The sequence below is a fragment of the Xenorhabdus yunnanensis genome, from assembly GCF_028598805.1.
GTDB classification, from domain to species: Bacteria; Pseudomonadota; Gammaproteobacteria; order Enterobacterales; family Enterobacteriaceae; genus Xenorhabdus; species Xenorhabdus yunnanensis.
The window spans coordinates 71,621-94,602 of the sequence record NZ_JAQRFI010000013.1 but is presented as its reverse complement, the minus strand read 5'-3'; the positions used below and the strand labels follow the sequence as shown (position 1 = coordinate 94,602).

Sequence of the window (22,982 nt, the reverse complement as noted above, 5' to 3'; positions counted from 1 at the left end):
ATTTTACATTGGTCAGACTGGCGACGACGGCATCAATACCGGGCGCAACAATGTCACTACCGCCGCCGGGGAGATCATCGGCTTACAGAGCAATTACGGCTGTAGTACTAATTAGAGTAATGACATGAAAAAGGTGGAATTTGACTTTGACCAATCCCCTGAGCTGGATACTTTCTATGGTAAATCTAAAGTGTATTTCGAGCTTGAGGATGATTTTGGTGTCAACTTAGATGCGCTGTGGGATACAGTGACTGGACATATTCAGTTACCGGTTGAGATTAATCTCATCCACTAAACACCACAAAAATAAACGCTCTTTACGGATTTGATATCGCTGTTTGAAGAAGCCAAAGAAGAGATGGAAGGGGAGTTACAATTTAATGTACTTGGTTGAACTTTCCTTTATGTTGAGACTCCCCGTTTAAAAAACGGGGAGTCTCTTTTGTGGAAAATCATTAAATACCCCACATGAGTTTGTTCTTATTACTTTTAAGGCAATTTCTTCCCATTGATTATACACTCTAGTCTATTTTGGCCTTCTTGGTCTCTTTGGGTAATAAAGATATTAATTTTTTAAAAATTAATATCTACTTGGTATGGAAGAAATTTTTATTTATTAACTACATGGCTTTCATCGCCAGAAAAATATTTCTCAATATTTTTAAATGCACTTTCGAAATAGATGTCATAACAGCTCTTAGTAACATAGCCGATATGTGGGCTACACAGTACGTTATTTCGTTTTAATAAAGAGTGTTCAGTATTCCAGATAGGTTCAATGTCAAAAACGTCCAGTGCGGCAAAGCCGAGTGTTCCTAAATCAAGGGCTTTTTCCAGTGCGCCTACTTCTATCAACCCGGAACGAGCTGTGTTCACCAAGACTGCGGTAGGTTTCATTCTGCTTAAATCAGAAAACGTGATGCCACCTGTGGTTTCTTTGACTAATCGTTGATGCAGGGTGATGATATCTGAAGTCTGAAAAAATTCTTCACGGGAGCCTGGAACAATCAATCCTTCTTGGCGGGCTTGCCCTTGAGCACGGATTGATCCCCAAACCTGTACTTTCATATCAAATGCCTGTGCGTACTTGGCAACGAGTTGGCCTATCTTGCCATAACCGACTATTCCAAGTGTTTTTCCCGCTACAGTATCGCCAAATTCAGTTTGCCAGAGGCCTTTTTTCATCATTTCTACAGAAGACACAAACCGACGAACAGAACTTTGAATTAACAGCCAGGTTAATTCTGCTGCGGCAATAGGTGAACCAATACCTTCAACAACGGCAATACCCCGTTGTTTACATAATTCAAGATCGATATTGTAAGCAATCTTTCCTGTCTGGCTGATGAGTTTTAAGTTAGGGGTTTTAGACAAGAATTTCTCATCAATGAAGGTTCTTTCCCGAATCAGTATTAGGACATCAGCCTTGGACAATAGCTCTTCTGCTTTGGGATCACGGTCGAGGGCACCGAGACAAGCTACCTCAAAGTCACTGTTCTGATGTAAGGCCTGAATTTGTTTTGTAGCATGTTGATAATCATCAGGAATAACAATTAACGGCATTTGAGATATCCTTTAGATAAATTCTTCGTAATGTAGGGAAACGGGATGGAGATAATCAGAAAAAATAAGATTATCTTATATTTCGTTACCAAGCTGTAACATTTGATTCAAAGTGTTAACTTAGGCTGGTTAATATAATGAAAAAGAAGGGATAGAAAGACATTACCGCCAATTCTTAATATGAAATGGCGGTAAGGGAGTGCTAAGCTGATTCCGATAATTCTTTCAAATATTGGAAAATCTGACGGTAGGATTTAGGTGGCTTGTTAGCTGCCTTCTCTTTTTTAGCATTACGAACCAGTGAGCGAAGTTGCTGGCGATCAGTATGTGGATACAGAGCTACGACTTCTTCAAGGGCATCATCGCTTTCAACCAGTTTGTCACGCAGTTCTTCCAGCTTATGTAAAATAACGATTTGCTGGTTGTGACGGTTTTTCAGTTTATCCAATGCAATGGTGATTGGTTCAGGATCGCGGGCACGCAATAATTTACCAATTAACTGCAATTGACGGCGGCGTCCTTCACGTTTGATTTTCTGTGCCAGCTCAATGGCTGCCAGCAGATCTTCATCCAGAGGAATTCGCTCCAGTTGGTTTTTACTGAGTTCAACCAGTTCAGTCCCCAACTTTTTCAGTATTTCAGCATCCCGCTTAATTTCACTTTTACTGACCCAGATTATCTCTTCTTCTTCCTCTTCAGCAGGATAATTGTTGAGCCAATCTTCAGGCTGCTTTGCCATAATCGTTTTCCTTCTAAAAAGGCCGGATAAGGTGCGTTTTGGAGCATGACCTATCGTCCGGTGGGTGTTAACATCCTAATATTGTGTATTGTAACTGGGAAAATTGCCTGATTACCACTCGGCATTCGTGTCATGAACCGAAAATAGGCATTTTTTCTGACTAATTCTCTTTTTAATTCATTGGATTACGGTTAATTAATGATAGTCACTAATCAACAAATCGCGGAGCAGCGTAAAACGCTGGAAGATGCGGTTGCCCATGCTCTGGAATTAGCGAAAGCAGGTTGTGATGCTGCGGAAGTCGCGGTTAATAAAACCACGGGAATTAGCGTCAGCACCCGTTTCAGTGAAGTCGAAAATGTTGAGTTTAACAGCGATGGCGCACTGGGGATCACGGTTTATAACCAGCAGCGCAAAGGGAGCGCGTCCTCTACGGATCTTAGCCCCGAAGCGATTGCTCGTACTGTGCAGGCCGCTATTGATATTGCTCGTTATACTTCTCCTGATCCTTATGCGGGTCCGGCGGATAAAGAGTTATTGGCATTTGAAGCACCTGATCTGGATCTTTTCCATCCCGCTGATCTGGATGCAGATAAAGCCATTGCTTTGGCTGCCCGTGCTGAACAAGCGTCATTGCAGGCAGATGAACGCATTACCAATACTGAAGGTGGAAGTTTCAACAGTCATTATGGTATTCGGGTATTTGGTAATAGCCATGGCATGCTGCAAAGCTACAGCTCAAGCCGCCATTCTATGTCAAGCTGTGTGATTGCTGAGCAAGATGGCAATATGGAACGCGATTATGCCTATACTGTGGGTCGCCATTTTGACGAGTTGCAATCACCTGAATGGGTTGGACAAGAATGTGCTCGCCGTACGCTTTCCCGTCTGGGAGCGCGTAAGCTATCAACGATGAAAGCGCCAGTTATCTTTTCTGCGGAAGTGGCTACTGGGTTGTTCGGGCATTTGGTTGGCGCGATCAGTGGTGGCAGCATTTATCGTAAATCTTCTTTTTTGTTGGATAGTCTGGGTAAACAGATCTTACCTTCATGGCTGACGATTGAAGAGCATCCCCATTTACTGCGTGGATTGGCTTCAACGCCATTTGACAGTGAAGGTGTGCGCACAACACCACGTGATATTGTTAAAGATGGTATTTTGCAGACTTGGTTGCTGACTTCCTATTCTGCTCGTAAGTTGGGAATGATAAACACAGGCCATGCAGGTGGAATTCATAATTGGCACATTGCAGGTCAAGGTCTGGATTTTGCAGGTTTGCTGCGTGAGATGGGAACTGGCCTGATCGTCACTGAGTTGATGGGACAGGGAGTTAGCGCGGTTACTGGTGATTATTCTCGTGGTGCATCCGGTTTTTGGGTCGAGAATGGCGAGATCCAATATCCGGTTAGTGAGATCACCATTGCAGGCAATTTGAAAGATATGTGGGCAAATATGGTGACAATTGGTAATGATATCGAAACACGCAGCAATATTCAGTGTGGTTCGGTGTTGCTGCCGGAAATGAGTATCGCCGGTCAATAGGGATACTCAATCAACAGCAGCCAGTTCGGTGTAACTGAGCTGGCTGGAAATCAGCGGTGGTATTCACCCGCGGCTTCTGGTTGGTAAATTATTTCTAATACTTTTATGCGGGTTTTTTCACCGTTTGGCAATTCCCATGTTATTTCATCACCCACCCGCAGACCCAGAAGAGCGGCACCCAAAGGGGCCATGACTGACAGATGTTTGGTGCTGTCTTGCAGGGAAGCAGGATAGACTAGTGTACGGATACGCTCTTCATTGCTGCTCAGATCAATAAAACGAATTTCACTGTTCATTGTGACAACATCGGCAGGAATATCTACCGGAGCCACTATTTCAGCTCTATCCAACTCTTTGTTCAAAGCATCCGCAATACTGGTATTCGCAAATGCAGGTTGTTCTAACAGAGAATCTAAACGTTCAGCATCCAGTTCATTGATAATGATTTTAGGTTTTTTCATACCACACTCCAAATTAGGCTCAATACAAAATAACACCCCGCATCGCAAGGAGGGGGTGTTATTTTCAAAGTGATTAAAATGATATTAGGCTGTTCTGTCGTGAAAATAAAGAGATCATGATCACGAACTGTTTTGTGTTGTTAATGAAATAAGACTCTTTAACATAGGTTAGAAGAAATAACCAGATATCATTTGCGGCTACTGATTAAAGTCCTGTAACAGCAATTTTTGGGTTGGTTTCCCCCCAAATGGAAGATAACTCTACAACGTGCATATCGCTCCATTTCTGGACATCAGACTGGGTAATTTCGTCGTTGCCTTGTTTACCGAAGATCACCACTTCGTCGCCGGCCTTCACATCAGGCAGGTCAGTAACATCTACCATAGCAGTATTCATGGAAATGCTGCCAACAATTGGCGCACGATGACCATTGATCAAAACATAGGCTTTGTTTGACATTCTGGAGGTTAAACCATCAGAGAAACCAACAGGCAGGTTAGCGAGTTTGGAATCACGTTTCAGGATGTAAGTGTTGTCATAGCCGATACCATTACCTTTAGGATATGGTTTAACGGAAGCAACACGGGTTTTTACTTCAATCAGTGGCTTGAATTCTGGATGGCTGTTGGGCAGAACGCCGTACAGAGCGCTACCCACGCGTGCCATGTCGAATTGTGCTTCTGGGATAGTCATTGATGCAAAAGAGCTTGATGCGTGCAGAGTAATTTTATCTCTTTTCAGGTTGGCAGTTTTGATCAACCAAGAAGTTTGTTCTTTGAAGTTTTTAATACTGTCACGGATTGTATTCAAATCGGTGAATGCATGGTGGCTCATCATGCCGACCAGTTTCAGGTTAGGCAACTGAATGATTTTCAGAGCTTCTTGTTTGCCCTGCTCAGTTTTCATCTCCAATCCATTGCGGCTCATGAGGCCTGTATTCAGCATCAGATGGACGCGAATTTCTTTGCCGTGTTTTTTGACCAGAGCATCAATGGCTTTAGCGTGATTCAGATCACCGATCATCTCTTCCATATCATAGCCCAGTGTGCTTTCGATTTCGCTCACATCGGCTGTGCGGACGCGCATCAATTGCCCTTTAAAACCGCTTTCACGTACGATGCGAGCCTCTTCATTACTGGTGATGCCTACACAAGACACGCCAGTTTTAATAATGGACGGCATTAGCAGGCCGATACCATGACCATAAGCATCACCTTTCAGAATCGCACACATTTTGGTGTCTTTATTCAGTTTTTTTTGCAGTGTGTGGATATTATTTTCGAAAGTCGTGGTATTGACTTCAACCCAAGCGTTATTGGTTGCTGCAACGCTTTCTGTGTGAGTGTTATCTAAAGAGAGTTCAGGTGCTGCTTGAGCTGCTCCTTGGCATAAAGTCAGGCCAAGAAAGATAGCTAGTGCGGTCTTATTAAAATTCATGAAGTAAGTCTCCAGGCTCGGATCTGTTTATATAAAAACTCGTATATAAATACCCCTTGATGATAAATATTTTTCAAATAATTTCATATTGTTAAGTATTATTGGGGTAATTTTAATTGTAACAGGGAGATTATTTGTAATAGACATTATGATAAATTTAATTTATTGGTTAAGGTGTTAATGTGATCTTTTATGGCTGATTGTTGACTGAGGGAATAATAAAAGAAATACAGAACGATATTTGGACAAAAATAGGACTTGGAAGGGAGATGATCCCCCTTACCCAGTGTGGGCAGGGGAGCAGTTATAAAAAGGTCAAAGTTATAAAAAGGTCAATGACATATAACACCGAAGCGTTCTCTGAGTGTTTGTTCTGTATAGTCAAGGCGAAAGAGATTTCTTTGTTGTAATAAAGGGATAACGTGTTCGATCATGATTTGAAGCGCCTCAGGAAACACATCAAAATTTAAATTAAACCCATCTGCGGCATGTTCCAAAAACCATTTTTCCATATCATCAGCAATCATTTCCGGGGTTCCTAACAACATTCGATGCATTCCCAGATTTTGTAAAATAAGCTGATAAACTGTCAGGTTTTTGGTACGAGCTAATTTGATTATTTCTGATGAAAAACCTTTAGAAACAATATCATTAGATGATTTTTCGATGAGTCTATAAGGTAACGGTTCATGTAATTTAAGATCGTCAGGCTCTAATCCCAGTTGCCGAGATAACATGATAATATCTTCGTTCACATCTCTTAACTCGTCCATCTTTGCTTTTCGTTCTTGTGCCTCAGCAAGCGTTGAACCGATTATGGGGTATAAACCCGGCAATATTTTTAGTGAATTTTCACTGCGATTTTTTGCAACAACTTTTGCTTTCAGACGTTGATAAAAAAGCTTTGCTCCTTCAAAAGATGTTTGTGCAGTAAATACAACATCTGCGAACTTTGCTGCTAGGTTCAGCCCCGCTTCCGATGAGCCAGACTGTACCAGTAACGGTTTACTTTGTGGACTGCGGGGAATATTTAATGGTCCTGCAACAGTGTAGTATTGTCCACGGTGGTCAATACTGTTCACCTGTGCGGGATCAGCGAATATACCGCTTATTGCATCTGCGACGAGTGCATTTTCTCCCCAACTTTCCCATAGTTTCGTAGCGACTTGAATGAACTCTTCTGCTCGTGCATAGCGTTCAGAGGAACTGGGTAATGGCATTTGACCAAAGTTTTTTGCAGCAGCCGGATTATAGGTAGTAACGGCATTCCAGCCTATTCGACCGTGGCTCAAATGATCCAGCGTTAAAAGTTGTCGAGCTAAATTAAATGGATCGCTAAAGGTGGTAGAGGCGGTACAAATAAATCCTAGGTGTTTTGTTACTGATAGAATTGATGATGATACTATTAATGGATCTAACATTTGTGAAGGGCCATGAGCATGACCATGTAATGATAGCGAATCTGAAAAAAATAGTGCGTCAAATTTTCCGAGTTCTGCTAATTTTGCTATTTCTTGATAGAAAAGGGGGTTGATGAATGCGCGGGTATCATTGTGAGTTCTCCATCCTGCCGGATGCTGACCGACTCCGACGATATGGCAATTTAGATGCATCATTCTTTTATTAAACATAATGATTTTTTCATTTTTTCTAGAACGGATGTCAATATATTTTATTAAGTTTTAATATTTCTTGAATATCTTTTGATAAGCCAATAGCATTTTCTCCGTAACTTAATTTTGCAGCTTCCCAGACACATTGCCCTATAATTTTAGGATGGTATCCGTTCAACTGTATGACTTTGATAATACTTTCCCCATAAGCAAGGCCTATACCGATTTTTAAAGGGGGTAAATTATATCGTTGCCATAAAATATCATTAACATGTTTAATTGTATTATTAACGCATTTCCTAGCAGCTTTATAAGCTTTATTTATTACATTAATTCTGTTTTCAGGTTCAACATGAAATAAAATTAATACTCCGTCTCCAAGTAGCTCTGTAGCTTGCCCACCTTCTTGTGCGGCTGTATAAACAATTGCAGGAATTAATGCTGATATTTCATAGAAAACTCTCTGTAATCCACTTTCTATAATAGGGGATTCAGGAGAGTGTTGAAAATGAGAACTGGAATTCCTCATGTCTGCCATAAATACAACAAATTCACCAACCTCAGGTTTGTTATTTTCTAAAATTGGATATCCTGGTATGAAAGTTTTGATTAGATTTTTGTCTAATTCAAACGTCGGAGTAAAGGGGTTTTTATTATTGTAATGGGAGTGCAATAATTCTATGGTATTAAAATTGTTATTAATATCAGTATGTTGATGGATATCTTCATCACACGTGGTTTTTAAAATGTTAATTTCATTTCTATATTTATTTAATTCGTGCTGGATTTGCTGCCATTCTTTTTCTGTGTGGTCGAGATTTAAGTTGATATATTCTATTAACTGACTATCAATGTTATATTTTTTTGATTTTTTGGTCATGGCATTCTTTTTGTGTTTTACAAGTAAATCAAAACCAATATAAGTCAGATAGTACATTATGTAAATAAAGAAATAATCTACTTTGTTTGTGTTTTTTAACAAAGTGTACGATTAATTAGATCGTCAGAATCATTTCTGATGAATGTTTTTTGCTCAATGGTGGAGAAAAAAGAGAAGATTTTATTCTTCGTCAAAGCCAGAATTGAACAACTTAACAATAGCTACCAGAGCCTGCTGTTCATCCGGCCCACTGACTTCAACATCAATGTGGCTGCCTTGTTCTGAGTCCAGCATCAGCATGGCAAGGACGCTATGGGCTTCTGCTTGGATATTATTGCTGTTGCGCAGGATGACCTGCGATTGAAACTGCAGTACAAGATCATGCAGTTTCATCGCAGGTCGGGCATGCATTCCAAGCCGATTTTTAATTTCAAGCTGTTGTTTGATTGTCATGCTTCGCTTTGCCGGTTGCTGTTGTCGATTGCTATAAATTATACGATTTATAACTGTATTATTTTATAATTGTATTATTTACGTTTTTCCAGTGTGCGATGACGTGACTGTACGTTTTTACCACGGGAACGAAAATAATCTGCCAACTGTTCTGCAACATAGACTGAACGGTGTTTGCCGCCTGTGCAACCAATGGCGACGGTCAGGTAGCTGCGATTATTGGTTTCCAGCATGGGTAGCCAAAGTTCAAGATAGCTACGAGTCTGGTAAATGAAGTTATGAACTTCTGTATGACGATCTAAAAATGCTGCTACGGGACGATCCAAGCCTGTCATTGGGCGTAGTTTCGGGTCCCAGTGAGGATTTGGCAGGAAACGCACGTCGAAAACATAATCTGCGTCAATTGGAATACCATGTTTGAAGCCAAAGGATTCAAACACCATAGTCAATTCCCGCTCACGTTTGCCCAGTAAACGTGTCCTGAGCATTTCTGCCAGCTCATGAACGGACATTTCAGATGTGTCGATGATCAGGTCAGCGCGTGAACGCAGGGGTTCAAGCAGATCGCTTTCTTGATCAATTGCACTTTCCAGTGACAGGTTTTTGCTGGAAAGTGGATGCAAACGGCGAGTGTCACTGTAGCGGCGGATAAGGGTGTTGCGATCTGCATCAAGAAACAGCAATTGTGGTGAAAAACTGTCAGGTAATTGCGTCAGCGCTTCTTCAAAAATTTCTGGCGACTCTGGCATGTTCCTGACATCAATGCTAACTGCAGCCGAAATATCACGTTCAGCCAGTGTTGTTGCCAATTCTGGCAACAACACAACCGGTAGGTTATCTACGCAATAGAAGCCCATGTCTTCCAATGCACGCAGAGCGACGGATTTCCCTGAACCTGAACGACCACTGACTATCATTAGCACCATGAGGTGACTCTCCTAAATGTTTACAATTGTAATCGCTAATTATTCAGTAATGATTTTATATAATTCTTCATCACTCAGCGCTGAGCGCAGACGGCGGCAAAGATTTTTATCTGCAAAGCGTTTTGCAATCAATGATAGTGTGTGTAAATGGGTCTGGCACTGATCTGAGGGCACCAATAAAGCGAACAGTAAGTCAACAGGTTGATTATCGATGGCATCAAAGCTAATGGGTTGCTCCAGACGCAAAAATACCCCAACGGCACCATCCGGACTCTCTTTATCCAATTTGCCGTGAGGAATCGCAATTCCGTTGCCAATCCCCGTTGTGCCTACTTTTTCGCGGGAAAGAATAGCTTCAAATACGATGTTTTCAGATACTCTGAGCTGTTTTGATGCTAGTTCGCTGATAATCTCTAAGGCGCGCTTTTTACTCGAGCAGGGTACGTTGTTGCGTGTGCATGGGGGTAAAAGCACTGATCTTAGTGGTAAATCTGTTTCGTTGTTCATTTCTTTATTCACTTAGGGCCTTATGATACCAGATGACTGATTAGCCATCTGGTATTGATACACTGCACTAGAACCGGACTATAGCGCATTCTATATAGAGCGAAAGATTACATAGATCGAACTATGGCGCTATAGAAGGTGTAATAATATAGAACAGTGATGATTTTATGATAGCCCCGTTGCCTGAAAGCTATTAATGTTGTCTCAATTTACTTTTGTGTTTGGTCAATTGACGCGCCAGCTTATCTACCAGTGCATCAATTGCCGCATACATGTCTTCATGCTCTGCGGTTGCATGCAACTCATCTCCATTAACATGCACCGTGGCTTCGGCGATTCTTTCCACCTTTTCCACCCGGAGTATGACCTGGATGAGGTTAATTTTATCGAAATATTGATCCAATTTACCGCATTTGGTGTTCACAATGTTGCGAAGTGCATCTGTGATTTCAATATTGTGGCCTGTAACATTGAGTTGCATAGTGTTTTCCTTCTCTGTGTTGTTCAAACCAGTTTTTTACGTTGGTTTGAAGGCGGGATGGATAACGACTCTCTATATTTTGCGACAGTCCGACGAGCCACTTGAATACCTTGTTCAGCGAGTATGCTGGCCAATTTATTGTCGCTCAGTGGCTTGGCCGGGTTTTCTACCGCGACCAGTTTTTTCACCAGAGCACGTATTGCGGTAGAAGAGGCTTCACCTCCACTATCGGTATTAACGTGGCTGGAGAAAAAATATTTAAGCTCAAATATCCCTCGTGGGCTATACAGGTACTTCTGTGTTGTCACACGAGAAATGGTGGACTCATGCATGTCAACTTGGTAGGCGATATCAGCCAGTACCAGCGGTTTCATGTGTTCATCACCATACTCAAAAAAATCTTGTTGTCGCTCAACAATACAGCTGGTGACTTTCAATAATGTTTCATTACGGCTTTCGAGGCTTTTGATCAGCCATTTGGCCTCTTGCAAGTTATTGCGTATGAACAGGCTGTCACTTTCATTATTGGCCCGTTGCCCCAGTGCTGCGTAATGTTGGTTAATTCGCAGACGGGGAATGCTATCGATATTTAGACTGACTTGCCAGCTTTCATTTTCTTTCTGTACCAACACATCTGGAATAACATATTCTGATTCACCAGCATTGACTACCAAGCCCGGTTTTGGCTCCAGTGATTGAATGATATCAATTGCCCCTTTCAGAGCACTCTCTTTTAATTTGCTCTGACGTAATAAATTACGGAAATCCCGGTTACCCAGTAGTTCAAGGTATTTGCTGACAATAAGTCTGGTTTCATTCAGATGAGGTGTCTCTGACGGTAGCATTGAAAGCTGGATAAGCAAGCATTCGCGCAAGTCACGGGCGGCAACCCCAATCGGGTCAAAATGCTGTATGCGCTTAAGGACGATTTCGACTTCTTCTAAAGTCAGTTCATCATCACCAATACTGGCAAGAATGTCTGCAATGGAAATAGTCAGGTATCCGCTGTCATCAATTGCGTCAATGATTGAAGTGGCGATGGCAGCATCCGTTTCGGTGAATGGCGTCAATTCTGCCTGCCACATGAGATAATCTTGCAGTGTTTGAGTGGTTTCCCCCTGATATACAAGGAAGTCATCAGCGCTATAATCACTGCTGGTTCCTGAAGGCGTGCCAGCGGTGTAAATTTCATCCCAACTGGCATCCAGTGGCAATTCTTCAGGTATATCCTTCTGTTCAAGTGCTTCGCGGGTATCCATGACATCAGTTTCCGCATCAGAAAGTAGCTGATTTTCCACTTCCTGATGTGGGTCATCTTGTTCAAGCAGAGGGTTGATTTCCAAAGCTTGCTGAATCTCCTGCTGAAGCTCAAGCGTCGATAGTTGCAACAAACGGATGGCTTGCTGGAGTTGCGGCGTCATCGTCAATTGCTGACTGAACCTGAGTTGCAAACTTTGCTTCATAGCGTTACCACTTTCTTTAATCTAGCCTGAATGGTTCCTTGCATCGCGCCTGACAGAAGGATGAAAGTTAAAGACGGAAGCCTTCACCCAAATAGACGCGTTTGACCTGCTCGTTATTCAGGATGTCATTCGGAGCACCGTGGGCAATCAAGTGGCCTTGACTGACGATATAGGCACGTTCGCAGACATCCAGTGTTTCACGGACATTGTGGTCAGTAATCAGTACACCCAATCCGTAATCCCGCAGGTGTTGAATGATCTTTTTAATATCCAGGACGGAAATTGGATCAACGCCAGCAAAGGGTTCATCCAACAGGATGAACTTAGGATTAGCAGCCAGTGCACGGGCAATCTCCACTCGACGGCGTTCACCACCAGAAAGTGATTGTCCAAGGCTGTCACGCAGGTGAGAGATGTGAAATTCTTCCATCAACTCTTCTGCTCGTTCTTTTCTCTGCTCTTGGGTCAGATCCTTACGGATCTCCAGTACAGCCATCAAATTGTCGAATACACTCAAACGACGGAAGATAGAGGCTTCCTGAGGCAAGTAACCTATCCCGCGGCGTGCACGTTCATGCAGGGGCAGCAGACTGATATCTTCTTCATCAATGGTGATAGAGCCGGCATCACGTGGAATAATGCCGACAACCATGTAGAACGTGGTCGTTTTACCTGCGCCATTGGGACCAAGTAAGCCAACAATTTCTCCTGACTTCACGTTCAGGCTGACATTCTCAACGACCTTACGGCCTTTATATGCTTTCGCCAGATTTTCTGCGTTTAGTATTGCCATCAGTCGTTATTTACCCTTTTTATGAGTATCAGCGCCGTGAGTACCGGGGTCTTTTTCCTGTAGCTGAGCAGGTAACAGGACGGTGGTGACACGTTTACCTTTATCACTAAAGGCTTCCATCTGTTGTGTCGGGACCAGGTAAGTGATTTTATCGCCTTTGATATTGCTGTCTAGTTGTTCAAGGTAGGCGTTACCCGTCAGGGTGAACAGCTCTTTATCCATCTCATAGCGCATCTTTGATGCATGACCTTTGAGAGGTTTACCATCATCCTGCATTTGGTAAAAAGTGGCAGGATTACCGTAAGCTTCAACGACTGTTTTGTTAGAATCACCTTCCGGGCGGGTAACAACGACTTTATCTGCATGAATATCGATTGTGCCTTGTTTTACGATAACACTATCCGTAAATGTGGCAATGTTTCCCGTTAAATCCAGAGACTGTCTTGCTGAGTCGATAGTAATGGGTTTTTTTGTATCATCTTTCAAGGCCAGTACGGGCAGGCTGACTGCAAACAGTGTACTGGCAATAACGGTATTACGGATTAGGTTGTTCATGTGGAATCTCATATCGAGTGGACACTTTTTCAATCAGTTCAGCAGTTTTGTTTCGCAGATTGCCACGCATTTTCATGCCAACAGATTTTAGACCGACGCCAATGATAGTAGCTTGGTCATCGGATGCGACATCTTGTGTTATGAGATTGACGGTCGCGTTGTCTGTTGTGATCCGCTGCAATTGTGATGCATCGGTCAGGCTATCCACTTGGACATCCCCATACAGATAGAGCATGTTATCTTTGGTCAGCTTGGCCTTATTAGCGCGTACTGTCCATGTGGCTATCAGAGTCCCGGGGGTGCCATTCGGGTCAAATGTTGTCAGTACGGGGTTGGTAAACCAGGTCAGTTTCGTTTCCGTATAGTTTTTAACATCGTCAGCGACCAGTTTGTAAGCCAGCTTACCCGTCGGATCATAGACAAAAGTAACAGCTTCCTTTGTTTGATAAGCGGGATAACCATCATCCCCGATCGGTGATGAGGCATCATCATTGACATTTGATAAATTCCAGCCAATCAGCGCAAGCGCGATCAGTGCCAGTATTGCGATTAGCCAGGATTGAATTTTACTCATTCTTTTTTTTCAGTTTTAATTTATATGGATAACCCTTTGGCATCTTCCAGCTTATTCTGAGCGAAGAGCACCAAATCACAAAGTTCCCTGACTGCACCACGACCGCCGGCAATCTGAGTTACATAATCTACTTTTGGCAACAGTAATGGATGAGCATCAGCAACCGCAACAGATAATCCAACTTGTGCCATGACAGGCCAGTCAATAAGGTCATCACCAATATAGGCGACTTGCTCTGGCTGTAATGCTAGTTTATCCAACAGTTCTTTATACGCCAAAACCTTATCGTTCTGGCCTTGGTAAAGATGTGTAATACCCAGTGTATCTGCACGATTTTCCAGCAGTTTTGCTTTGCGACCAGTAATGATGGCAACTTCAATACCAGAAGTGATTAAACAACGGATACCATAACCATCACGAACGTTAAAGGCTTTCAGTTCCTCACCTTCATTGCCCATGTAGATAAGCCCATCAGACATTACACCATCAACATCACAAATCAGAAGACGAATTTGACGGGCTTTTTCAATAATTACTTTATTTACTGGGCCATAACAGGTGTCCAGATACTCTTTTTTACTCATTAAGAAATTCTCTTGAGATGTATATCATGCTTATGTGTATCAGTTTACTTACTTTATACGACTCCGGCCTGCAAAAGATCGTGCATGTGTAGTACGCCAAGTAATTTGTCGCCTTCTGTGACCAATAGTGAGGTAATGTGGCGTGATTGCATTAAGTTTAAGGCATCAACCGCCAGTGCATTCGGTTTGATGCGGATGCCACCCGCAGTCATGACATCAGAGATTTTTGCATTATTTAAATCAATGCCCATATCGAAAACACGGCGCAAATCACCATCAGTAAAAATACCGCTGATTTGCATGTCATCATCACAGATAACCGTCATGCCAAATTTTTTGCGGGTGATTTCCACCAAAGCCTCACGCAGAGTTGCTGTATGGGAAACATGAGGAATATCATCACCTGTGGTCATTAAATCGCTGGTCAGCAGCAGAAGTTTACGCCCGAGTGTACCGCCTGGATGAGAGAGGGCGAAGTCTTCGGCAGTAAAGCCGCGGGCTTGCAAAAGCGCAAGGGCCAATGCATCTCCCATGACAAGTGTTGCGGTGGTGCTGGTGGTGGGAGCCAAGCCCAATGGACAGGCTTCTTGTGGCGTTTTAATGCACAAGTGGATGTCTGAGGCTTTGCCCATGCTGCTGTCGCGATTGTTTGTCATGCAGATGAGCGAGACTTTTTGTCGCTTGAGAACGGGAATTAATGCCAGAATCTCGTTCGATTCACCCGAATTGGAAATAGCCAGAACGATGTCTTTTGATGTTACCATGCCGAGATCGCCATGGCTTGCTTCGCCAGGATGAACAAAGAAAGAAGGAGTACCGGTACTGGCAAATGTCGCAGCGATTTTCCGCCCGATATGACCGGATTTGCCCATCCCCATCACAATAACTTTCCCTTCACAGTCAAACATTAATTCACAGGCTTGGCTGAAATCGTCATTAATATATTGCTCCAGGCCAGCCAGCCCTTCGAGTTCAATATGTAATACTTGCTTACCTGCTTGCTGAAAATCGATCTTAGGCATGTTTTTACTTCCCACTCTTTTCCCATTCAATTGGTAATTACTCAGTACCATGATAATTAGAAACAAAAAGTACGACAAAATAAGCGATAAAACAGCCCAGTAACAAGATGCCATTCAATCGGTTTAATTTATGCTTTCTTCCCAGACAAAATACGGTGAATAGTATACTAGCAGCCATCATGACCCAAAAATCCCGATAAAATGCTTCATCTGCAATGGTGCTGGGGGAAAGTATGGCGGGGACACCCAGAACAAGTGTCACATTGAAGACGTTTGAGCCAATAATATTGCCCACAGCCATGTCATTTTCGCCTTTTATGGCCGCAGCAATGGTGGTAGCAAGTTCAGGCAGGCTGGTTCCCACGGCAAGAATTGTCAGACCAATAACCAGCTCACTGACACCATAAATACGAGCAATGGCAGTTGCATTATCAATGACCATGCGGGTGGAAATGGGAAGAATAATTAAACCCAAGACAACCCAAAGAAGCGCAATCCCTTTGTTGCCTTCAACAGGTAATTCTGAATTTCGTTCTTGGGTATAGCTATCAACACCATTATGTTGAGATAAAGCGGTCTTTTTTATCATCAGCGAGATAAAGAAAACGGCTGAAAGGACTAAAAGGATACCATCCAGACGGCTCAGGTATCCATTCGACAGCTGATACCCTGCAAATGCGGTGATTGCCAACATCAGGGGAACTTCTTGTCGCAGAATTTCTGATTTTACCCTGATTGGCCTAATGATAGCTGCCGCTCCCGCAATTAACAGCAAGTTAGTAATATTGGAACCAATTGCATTACCCACAGCCATATTCGGTAGTCCGTCTAAACTTGCTGTGACAGATACCATCAGCTCTGGCAGTGAGGTTCCGATTCCCATAATGACCAAACCGACAATAAAAGGGGGAATTTTCATGGCACGGGCAAAAACGGCCGCACCATAAACTAATCTATCCGAACTATATACCAGTAAAATCAACCCAGTAATGAGCAGTACAATAGTCAGAAACATGGAGTGTCCCTTAAATAAGATTTATTCCGAGCATAATGCTAATAATGGTTGATTTTTAAACATGGAACGTTTATTCAGCTAGACTTATACATTCTGACGATCAAGAGATGAAAAGTAAAATTTGTCACAACTTTGCTAACGCAAATTAGGCAATTTTTTGTAGTATGCATTATTACTGATTTAAATACAGTAAATGAAGACAGTTCTATTAACGGTTAGGGGCTACCAATAATGAGTCAACAAACAGCAAATCTTATTGAGATCTGCGGTATGCATTTCACCCGAGGCCAACGCCTGATTTTTGCTGATATTAATCTGACCGTTCCGAAAGGAAAAATTACCGCCATTATGGGGCCTTCTGGTATAGGAAAAACCACATTATTGCGTCTGATTGGAGGGCAAATTCGCCCTGAACGCGGTGAAATCTGGTTTGATGGTGATAATATTCCGGCATTGTCCCGTCCACGCCTTTATGCTGCCCGCAAGAAAATGAGCATGTTATTTCAGTCAGGTGCTTTATTCACTGATCTGAATGTTTTTGACAATGTGGCTTTTCCCCTGCGTGAGCATACCCAACTGCCTGAAGAGTTGATTCACACAACTGTGATGATGAAGCTGGAAGCTGTGGGATTGCGTGGTGCTGCGCACTTGATGCCATCGGAACTCTCTGGGGGCATGGCAAGGCGAGCGGCATTAGCAAGGGCAATTGCACTCGATCCTGACTTAATCATGTTTGATGAACCCTTTGTCGGTCAAGATCCCATCACGATGGGCGTTTTGGTGAAGCTGATTGATGAGCTTAATCATGCGCTTGGTGTCACGTGTGTTGTCGTTTCCCACGATGTACCTGAAGTACTGAGCATTGCCGATTATGCTTATATTGTGGCTGAGCAGAAAGTGATTGCAGAAGGTACTCCAGATCAATTGAGAATGAATCAGGATCAACGGGTGCGGCAGTTTCTTGATGGTATTGCTGACGGGCCTGTACCTTTCCGTTTCCCAGCCGGGGATTACAAAACTGAGTTATTAGGATAATGGAATGTTGATATTAACACGGGCATTGGCGGCAATAGGCCGACGTACGATTGAGGTTGCGGCTTCATTCGGTCGTGCGGGTTTCATGTTGTTTAGAGCAATCATTGGTAAGCCAGAGCCTGCCAAGCAATGGGCACTATTGCGTCAGCAACTTTACAGCGTGGGTGTTCAATCACTTCTGATTATTGTGGTTTCAGGATTGTTTATTGGCATGGTTTTGGCCTTGCAGGGTTATTTGGTTTTGAGCACATTTAGTGCGGAAGGCAGCCTCGGCATGATGGTAGCGTTATCACTGCTGCGTGAACTGGGGCCTGTGGTGACTGCATTATTGTTTGCGGGGCGGGCGGGTTCAGCTTTGACCGCAGAAATTGGTTTGATGAAAGCCACTGAACAGATTTCCAGTCTGGAAATGATGGCTATTGACCCGCTGCGCCGAGTTATTGCCCCGCGTTTTTGGGCTGGGTTTATTAGCATGCCTTTGCTCTCCTTAATCTTTGTTGCTGTGGGGATTTTGGGAGGAGCAATGGTCGGTGTCGATTGGAAAGGCATTGATGGCGGTTTTTTCTGGTCGTCTATGCAATCTGTGGTGGAATGGCAAAAAGATTTGCTCAACTGTTTTCTCAAGAGTGTCGCTTTTGCAATTACGGTAATGTGGATTGCACTGTTCAATGGTTATGATGCTATCCCAACATCGGAAGGGATCAGCAGGGCGACGACGCGCACGGTAGTACATGCGTCGTTGGCGGTATTGGGTTTGGATTTTGTGCTGACAGCACTGATGTTTGGGAACTAAGTCGATGCAAAGCAAGAAAAATGAAATTTGGATTGGGGCTTTTATCTTGATTGCGTTGGCTGCAATCATTTTTTTATGTCTGAAAGTTGCAGATATTCGGGCTTTCGGCAGCCAGCCAACTTATCGTGTATATGCTGCATTTGGTAATATCGGTGGTTTGAAAGTTCGTTCACCGGTGAAAGTTGGCGGAGTTGTGATTGGTCGGGTGCAGAGAATCTGGCTGGATCATAAAACTTACACGCCGCAAGTTGAATTGGATATTTTCACACAATATGACAATATTCCAAATACCAGTTCGCTTTCTATCCGAACCTCAGGGCTGTTGGGGGAGCAATATATTGCCCTCAATATCGGGTTTGATGACCCTGATTTAGATACTTCCATGCTGAAAGATGGAGATCGTCTTGAGGATACTAAGCCTGCGATGGTACTTGAAGACTTGATTGGTCAGTTCTTGTATAAGAGTAGTAGTGGAAATCAGGAAAAATCCGCTTCGGCACCTGCACAAGCACACTAACCAGCAATCCACTGCTTAGGAGAAATACACTTATGTTTAAGCGATTACTTATGGTTGCGTTGCTGGTGGTTACGCCATTGGCCAGCGCTGCAGATCAAACCAATCCTTACTTATTGATGAAGGATGCCGCTGAAAAAACGTTTACCCGTTTGAAGAAAGAGCAACCTCAGATTCAGGCAAATCCACAAGTCTTGCGCCAAATAGTGCATCAGGAGTTGATGCCTTATGTGCAGGTCAAATATGCAGGAGCACTGGTTTTGGGGCCTTACTACAAACAAGCGACACCTGAGCAGCGTGATGCTTATTTCAAGGCGTTTGAATCCTATCTGGAGCAGGCATATGGCCAGGCTTTGGCTATGTATCATGGACAAAATTACCAGATTGCACCAGAACAGCCATTGGGTGATAAGTCTATAGTGGCAATTCGTGTCACGATTATTGATCCTAATGGGCAACCGCCAGTTCGCTTAGATTTTCAATGGCGTAAAAACAGTAAGACAGGTAATTGGCAGGCTTATGACATGATTGCGGAAGGCGTGAGCATGATCACGACCAAACAGAATGAATGGGTGGATATCCTGCGTCAGAAAGGAATAAATGGTCTGACTGAACAGTTGACTATCAGCGCGAAAGCACCGATCACTTTAGAAAAGAAAAAGTGAGATGGAAAAAGGCACTTTTGATAGCGGCATGATGAGTAAATAACATGATAAGTAAAGAAAAAGCCAATCAGGAAACTATTGACTGGGAAAAGACCGACAATACATTGTTTCTGAAAGGCACATTGGGTCGTGATAGTTTGCTTCCCCTTTGGCAACAAAAAGACCGTATTCTGGAGGGAATCGACAATATTGATGTTTCCTCGCTTAATCATGTGGACTCTACGGGGTTGGCTCTGTTGGTCCGATTAAAGGGAGAATACCAACAACGTGACAGGACACTGACATTTTCAGGCGTTAGTGAACGTTTAAATACGTTGATAACGTTGTATGGCCTGCAAACTCTTCTTAGCGATAATCAGCCTAAAGTGTAATTCTTTTTTTGATAATCAGCGCCCTTGTAAGCCATAAACTTGCAGGGGCGTTTTTCTTGGTTTAAGAGTCGTCTGGATTCCATTAGGATAGGTATCTACTATTATTTTCTAACGACAAATATTTTCTAACAACGAATGTGAGCAATTTATGGATACTAATGAAATTAAAAAAGTGCTGATGGAAAATTTGGCACTTGATGAAGTTATCGTTAGCGGTGATGGCAGCCATTTTCAGGTTATTGTTGTTGGTGCACTTTTTGATGGTCTGAGTCGAGTTAAACAACAGCAGACGGTTTACGCTCCTCTGATGGAATACATTGCTGATAACCGCATTCATGCGTTGTCAATCAAAGCCTATACTCCTACGCAGTGGCAGCGAGACCGCAAGCTTCAGGGATTTTGAGTCTGTTTTCCTCGCCGCGAACAGCACACTTTGAATTAAATAAGAGAATTATGACAGATGGATAAATTTTGTGTGAAAGGACCTGCCTGCCTATCGGGAGAGGTTACTATTTCCGGGGCAAAAAATGCCGCATTACCAATTATGTTCGCAGCGTTATTGGCAGAAGAGCCAGTTGAATTACAGAATGTTCCTGAATTGAAAGACATTGATACCACAATCAAACTGCTCAATCGTTTGGGAACTAAAGTAGAACGTAACGGTTCTGTTTTTATTGATGCCAGTGGGGTCAACAAATATTGTGCCCCTTATGAGCTGGTCAGGACGATGCGAGCTTCCATCTGGGCATTGGGGCCATTGGTGGCGCGTTTCGGCCAGGGGCAAGTTTCTTTACCGGGTGGTTGTGCTATTGGGGCTCGTCCTGTTGATCTTCACATTACTGGATTGGAACAGCTTGGTGCGAAAATCGTGCTGGATGAAGGTTATGTCAAAGCCACTGTGGATGGTCGCTTGAAAGGTGCCAGCATTGTTATGGATAAAGTCAGCGTTGGGGCAACGGTGACTATCATGACTGCAGCTACATTGGCAGAAGGCACAACCATTATTGAAAACGCCGCACGTGAGCCTGAAATTGAAGATACGGCTAATTTCCTCAATATGCTGGGAGCAAAAATCAGCGGAGCGGGCACCAATCGCATTGTGATTGAGGGTGTCGAGCGTTTGGGAGGTGGTGTTCATCGAGTCCTGCCTGATCGTATCGAAACAGGCACTTTCTTGGTTGCTGCTGCAATTTCTCGTGGTAAGGTGATTTGTCGTCACGCGCAACCAGATACCTTGGATGCTGTTTTAGCCAAACTGCGTGAAGCAGGGGCAGACATCAAAGTGGGAGAGGATTGGATTAGCCTTGATATGCATGGTCAGCGGCCGAAGTCAGTGACATTCCGTACTGCGCCACATCCGGGTTTCCCAACTGATATGCAGGCGCAATTCAGCTTATTGAACATGGTTGCAGATGGTGTAGGTATGATCACCGAAACCATTTTTGAAAATCGCTTCATGCATATCCCTGAGTTGATTCGTATGGGTGCACGGGCTGAAATTGAGAGCAATACAGTACTGTGTCATGGCGTTGAGAAATTGTCTGGTGCTCAGGTAATGGCGACTGATTTGCGGGCTTCTGCCAGTTTAGTATTGGCTGGTTGCATTGCTGAAGGAACGACAGTCGTAGAACGTATTTATCATATTGACCGTGGTTACGAGCATATTGAAGATAAGCTGCGTGGTCTTGGGGCAAATATTGAACGTATTAAGGCTTCTAATTAAACGGAATTAATATTTTTCCTCGCCCAACGTGTGTTAGTAGCCCAATGTGTGGGCGAGGAGTGAGCAAGGTCAGACAATTGGGGGGCATCGATCTGCCGTGTCCGTTTTAGTAATCATCAAACTCATCGATTGTGACGTTAAAAGTGAGGGAAATACCATCGCGCAATACGGTGACAGGCACAACGCTACCTGGGGCTATTTCCGCGACTTGATCCATCATTTCGGCTGGTGAAATTGCAGGCTGATGATTGACGCTGGTAATGATATCTTCCGCTTTGATGCCTGCTTTTTCAGCAGGACTGTTTGGTTTGATCTGGAAAACACGTACCCCTTTAATTTGATTGATGTTATTGCCTGATGAGCGAATATTGAGTAACTCTTGCGAGGTGATACCTATATATCCCCTGATAACTCGTCCATCACGGATCAATTTATGCATGATTGTCGTAGCCAGCTTCGTTGGAATGGCAAATCCCAATCCTTCCGGTGTTATACCAAACTCTGACTGATCGAACGTCAATGTATTGATGCCAACTAATTCTCCTTGCGTATTGACCAAAGCACCACCAGAGTTGCCTTTATTAATTGATGCGTCTGTTTGCAGGAAATTCTGGCGGCGTGTTTGGCTAAGACTGACACGCCCAGTTGCGCTGATAATGCCCTGCGTAATGGTTTGTCCCAAATTGTACGGATTGCCGATGGCTAACACGATATCTCCCACATGGGGGATTCGCTCAGGGTTAATTGGGATCACGGGAAGGTTTTTGGCTCTGATTTTTAAGACTGCCAGATCCGTTGGGCCATCTGAGCCAACTAGCAGTGCTTCATAAAAGCTCCCATCTTGTAATGCGATAATGATGGAACCTGCTTTATTGATGACATGTCTATTAGTGAGAATATAGCCCTGCTCACTCATAATGACACCAGATCCCAAGGCGCGAAGTTCCCGGCTTTCATGGGAAAAACTTCCCATATTGCTACTGTAAATATTAACTACAGCAGGAGCAGCTCGGCGGACTGCTTTGCTGAAACTTGATATTCTATCGCTGTTGTTGCCGCCGCTCAGGAAGTTTTTTAAGCCACTGGGGCGTAGGGACGGTATAGCGATCAGCAAAATAGCTGCAATAAATAAGCCTATGAGTATAGAGCGTAATAACTTGATCAGCATGGCATTATTCAGTAATCAATGATTGAAAGAAGGATAGCATAGAAGTGAACAGACACAGCATTATACTGTGTCTGTATGGATTTTATACTTTTTGTCACCTTGCA

At 43.3% G+C, this 22,982-nt stretch carries 27 protein-coding genes; 9 read left to right on the top strand and 18 right to left on the bottom strand.

Annotated elements, in window-relative coordinates:
• The first annotated feature begins 124 nt into the window (after window positions 1–124).
• Complete coding sequence (locus tag PSI23_RS23180; protein WP_373567290.1) at window positions 125–295, top strand: barstar family protein; 171 nt, start codon at window positions 125–127, stop codon at window positions 293–295.
• A 314-nt stretch (window positions 296–609) separates the two neighbouring features.
• On the opposite strand, the gene PSI23_RS07865 is transcribed toward PSI23_RS23180, so the two are convergent.
• Both PSI23_RS07865 and yjgA read right to left on the bottom strand, forming a co-directional pair.
• On the bottom strand, window positions 610–1,563 hold the full coding sequence (locus PSI23_RS07865) for a D-2-hydroxyacid dehydrogenase family protein (protein WP_273554565.1): 954 nt from the start codon (window positions 1,561–1,563) through the stop codon (window positions 610–612).
• Between the two features lie 202 nt (window positions 1,564–1,765).
• Complete coding sequence (yjgA, locus tag PSI23_RS07860) at window positions 1,766–2,302, bottom strand: ribosome biogenesis factor YjgA (protein ID WP_273554564.1); 537 nt, start codon at window positions 2,300–2,302, stop codon at window positions 1,766–1,768.
• Between the two features lie 198 nt (window positions 2,303–2,500).
• On the opposite strand from yjgA, the gene pmbA reads away from it, so the two are divergent.
• Window positions 2,501–3,844, top strand: a complete 1,344-nt coding sequence (gene pmbA, locus PSI23_RS07855; RefSeq protein ID WP_273554563.1) for a metalloprotease PmbA — start codon at window positions 2,501–2,503, stop codon at window positions 3,842–3,844.
• Window positions 3,845–3,894: 50 nt separating this feature from the next.
• Here the strand turns inward: pmbA and rnk are convergent, their stop codons facing one another.
• The 15 genes from rnk to PSI23_RS07780 all read right to left on the bottom strand — a co-directional run bounded on the left by rnk (window position 3,895) and on the right by PSI23_RS07780 (window position 16,609).
• On the bottom strand, window positions 3,895–4,305 hold the full coding sequence (gene rnk / locus PSI23_RS07850) for a nucleoside diphosphate kinase regulator (protein WP_273554562.1): 411 nt from the start codon (window positions 4,303–4,305) through the stop codon (window positions 3,895–3,897).
• 205 nt (window positions 4,306–4,510) lie between these two features.
• On the bottom strand, window positions 4,511–5,743 hold the full coding sequence (gene alr, locus PSI23_RS07845; protein ID WP_273554561.1) for an alanine racemase: 1,233 nt from the start codon (window positions 5,741–5,743) through the stop codon (window positions 4,511–4,513).
• Window positions 5,744–6,075: 332 nt separating this feature from the next.
• The gene (locus tag PSI23_RS07840; RefSeq protein WP_273554560.1) at window positions 6,076–7,374 is read right to left on the bottom strand and encodes an LLM class flavin-dependent oxidoreductase; all 1,299 of its coding nucleotides are present in this window, start codon (window positions 7,372–7,374) and stop codon (window positions 6,076–6,078) included.
• 31 nt (window positions 7,375–7,405) lie between these two features.
• A complete protein-coding gene (locus PSI23_RS07835) occupies window positions 7,406–8,236 on the bottom strand; it encodes a hypothetical protein (RefSeq protein WP_273554559.1) in 831 nt (276 codons plus the stop codon).
• Window positions 8,237–8,416: 180 nt separating this feature from the next.
• Window positions 8,417–8,689: a PTS phosphocarrier protein NPr gene (npr, locus tag PSI23_RS07830; RefSeq protein WP_273554558.1), complete on the bottom strand. Its 273-nt coding sequence runs from the start codon at window positions 8,687–8,689 to the stop codon at window positions 8,417–8,419.
• Between the two features lie 74 nt (window positions 8,690–8,763).
• A complete protein-coding gene (gene rapZ / locus PSI23_RS07825) occupies window positions 8,764–9,615 on the bottom strand; it encodes an RNase adapter RapZ (RefSeq protein ID WP_273554557.1) in 852 nt (283 codons plus the stop codon).
• Window positions 9,616–9,654: 39 nt separating this feature from the next.
• Window positions 9,655–10,122 carry a PTS IIA-like nitrogen regulatory protein PtsN gene (ptsN, locus tag PSI23_RS07820; RefSeq protein ID WP_273554556.1) on the bottom strand — a complete coding sequence of 156 codons (468 nt, stop codon included), beginning with the start codon at window positions 10,120–10,122 and terminating at the stop codon, window positions 9,655–9,657.
• A 193-nt stretch (window positions 10,123–10,315) separates the two neighbouring features.
• Window positions 10,316–10,603 (bottom strand): ribosome hibernation promoting factor, encoded by a 288-nt coding sequence (gene hpf, locus PSI23_RS07815; protein WP_273554555.1) that lies wholly within the window; start codon window positions 10,601–10,603, stop codon window positions 10,316–10,318.
• A 23-nt stretch (window positions 10,604–10,626) separates the two neighbouring features.
• Window positions 10,627–12,066: an RNA polymerase factor sigma-54 gene (gene rpoN / locus PSI23_RS07810; RefSeq protein WP_273554554.1), complete on the bottom strand. Its 1,440-nt coding sequence runs from the start codon at window positions 12,064–12,066 to the stop codon at window positions 10,627–10,629.
• A gap of 67 nt (window positions 12,067–12,133) precedes the next feature.
• On the bottom strand, window positions 12,134–12,859 hold the full coding sequence (gene lptB, locus PSI23_RS07805) for an LPS export ABC transporter ATP-binding protein (protein WP_273554553.1): 726 nt from the start codon (window positions 12,857–12,859) through the stop codon (window positions 12,134–12,136).
• Between the two features lie 6 nt (window positions 12,860–12,865).
• Window positions 12,866–13,414, bottom strand: coding sequence for a lipopolysaccharide ABC transporter substrate-binding protein LptA (gene lptA, locus PSI23_RS07800; RefSeq protein WP_273554552.1), 549 nt, complete (start codon window positions 13,412–13,414; stop codon window positions 12,866–12,868).
• On the bottom strand, window positions 13,395–13,988 hold the full coding sequence (gene lptC / locus PSI23_RS07795; RefSeq protein WP_273554551.1) for an LPS export ABC transporter periplasmic protein LptC: 594 nt from the start codon (window positions 13,986–13,988) through the stop codon (window positions 13,395–13,397). The genes lptA and lptC overlap by 20 nt, the downstream gene beginning before the upstream one ends.
• A 20-nt stretch (window positions 13,989–14,008) precedes the next feature.
• Window positions 14,009–14,572, bottom strand: coding sequence for a 3-deoxy-manno-octulosonate-8-phosphatase KdsC (kdsC, locus tag PSI23_RS07790; RefSeq protein ID WP_273554550.1), 564 nt, complete (start codon window positions 14,570–14,572; stop codon window positions 14,009–14,011).
• A 53-nt stretch (window positions 14,573–14,625) separates the two neighbouring features.
• Window positions 14,626–15,594, bottom strand: a complete 969-nt coding sequence (gene kdsD, locus PSI23_RS07785; protein ID WP_273554549.1) for an arabinose-5-phosphate isomerase KdsD — start codon at window positions 15,592–15,594, stop codon at window positions 14,626–14,628.
• 37 nt (window positions 15,595–15,631) lie between these two features.
• On the bottom strand, window positions 15,632–16,609 hold the full coding sequence (locus PSI23_RS07780) for a calcium/sodium antiporter (protein ID WP_273554548.1): 978 nt from the start codon (window positions 16,607–16,609) through the stop codon (window positions 15,632–15,634).
• A gap of 231 nt (window positions 16,610–16,840) precedes the next feature.
• On the opposite strand from PSI23_RS07780, the gene mlaF reads away from it, so the two are divergent.
• The 7 genes from mlaF to murA all read left to right on the top strand — a co-directional run bounded on the left by mlaF (window position 16,841) and on the right by murA (window position 21,710).
• Entirely contained in the window at window positions 16,841–17,644 is an 804-nt protein-coding gene (mlaF, locus tag PSI23_RS07775; RefSeq protein ID WP_273554547.1) for a phospholipid ABC transporter ATP-binding protein MlaF, read from the top strand.
• Window positions 17,645–17,654: 10 nt separating this feature from the next.
• Window positions 17,655–18,437: a lipid asymmetry maintenance ABC transporter permease subunit MlaE gene (gene mlaE, locus PSI23_RS07770; RefSeq protein WP_273554575.1), complete on the top strand. Its 783-nt coding sequence runs from the start codon at window positions 17,655–17,657 to the stop codon at window positions 18,435–18,437.
• 4 nt (window positions 18,438–18,441) lie between these two features.
• Window positions 18,442–18,954, top strand: a complete 513-nt coding sequence (mlaD, locus tag PSI23_RS07765; protein WP_273554546.1) for an outer membrane lipid asymmetry maintenance protein MlaD — start codon at window positions 18,442–18,444, stop codon at window positions 18,952–18,954.
• Between the two features lie 32 nt (window positions 18,955–18,986).
• On the top strand, window positions 18,987–19,616 hold the full coding sequence (gene mlaC, locus PSI23_RS07760) for a phospholipid-binding protein MlaC (protein ID WP_273554545.1): 630 nt from the start codon (window positions 18,987–18,989) through the stop codon (window positions 19,614–19,616).
• Window positions 19,617–19,660: 44 nt separating this feature from the next.
• Window positions 19,661–19,987 carry a lipid asymmetry maintenance protein MlaB gene (mlaB, locus tag PSI23_RS07755; RefSeq protein WP_273554544.1) on the top strand — a complete coding sequence of 109 codons (327 nt, stop codon included), beginning with the start codon at window positions 19,661–19,663 and terminating at the stop codon, window positions 19,985–19,987.
• A 148-nt stretch (window positions 19,988–20,135) separates the two neighbouring features.
• Complete coding sequence (ibaG, locus tag PSI23_RS07750; RefSeq protein WP_092518284.1) at window positions 20,136–20,390, top strand: BolA family iron metabolism protein IbaG; 255 nt, start codon at window positions 20,136–20,138, stop codon at window positions 20,388–20,390.
• Between the two features lie 57 nt (window positions 20,391–20,447).
• On the top strand, window positions 20,448–21,710 hold the full coding sequence (gene murA, locus PSI23_RS07745) for a UDP-N-acetylglucosamine 1-carboxyvinyltransferase (RefSeq protein WP_273554543.1): 1,263 nt from the start codon (window positions 20,448–20,450) through the stop codon (window positions 21,708–21,710).
• Window positions 21,711–21,816: 106 nt separating this feature from the next.
• Here the strand turns inward: murA and degS are convergent, their stop codons facing one another.
• On the bottom strand, window positions 21,817–22,878 hold the full coding sequence (gene degS, locus PSI23_RS07740) for an outer membrane-stress sensor serine endopeptidase DegS (protein ID WP_273554542.1): 1,062 nt from the start codon (window positions 22,876–22,878) through the stop codon (window positions 21,817–21,819).
• Window positions 22,879–22,982: the final 104 nt, after the last annotated feature.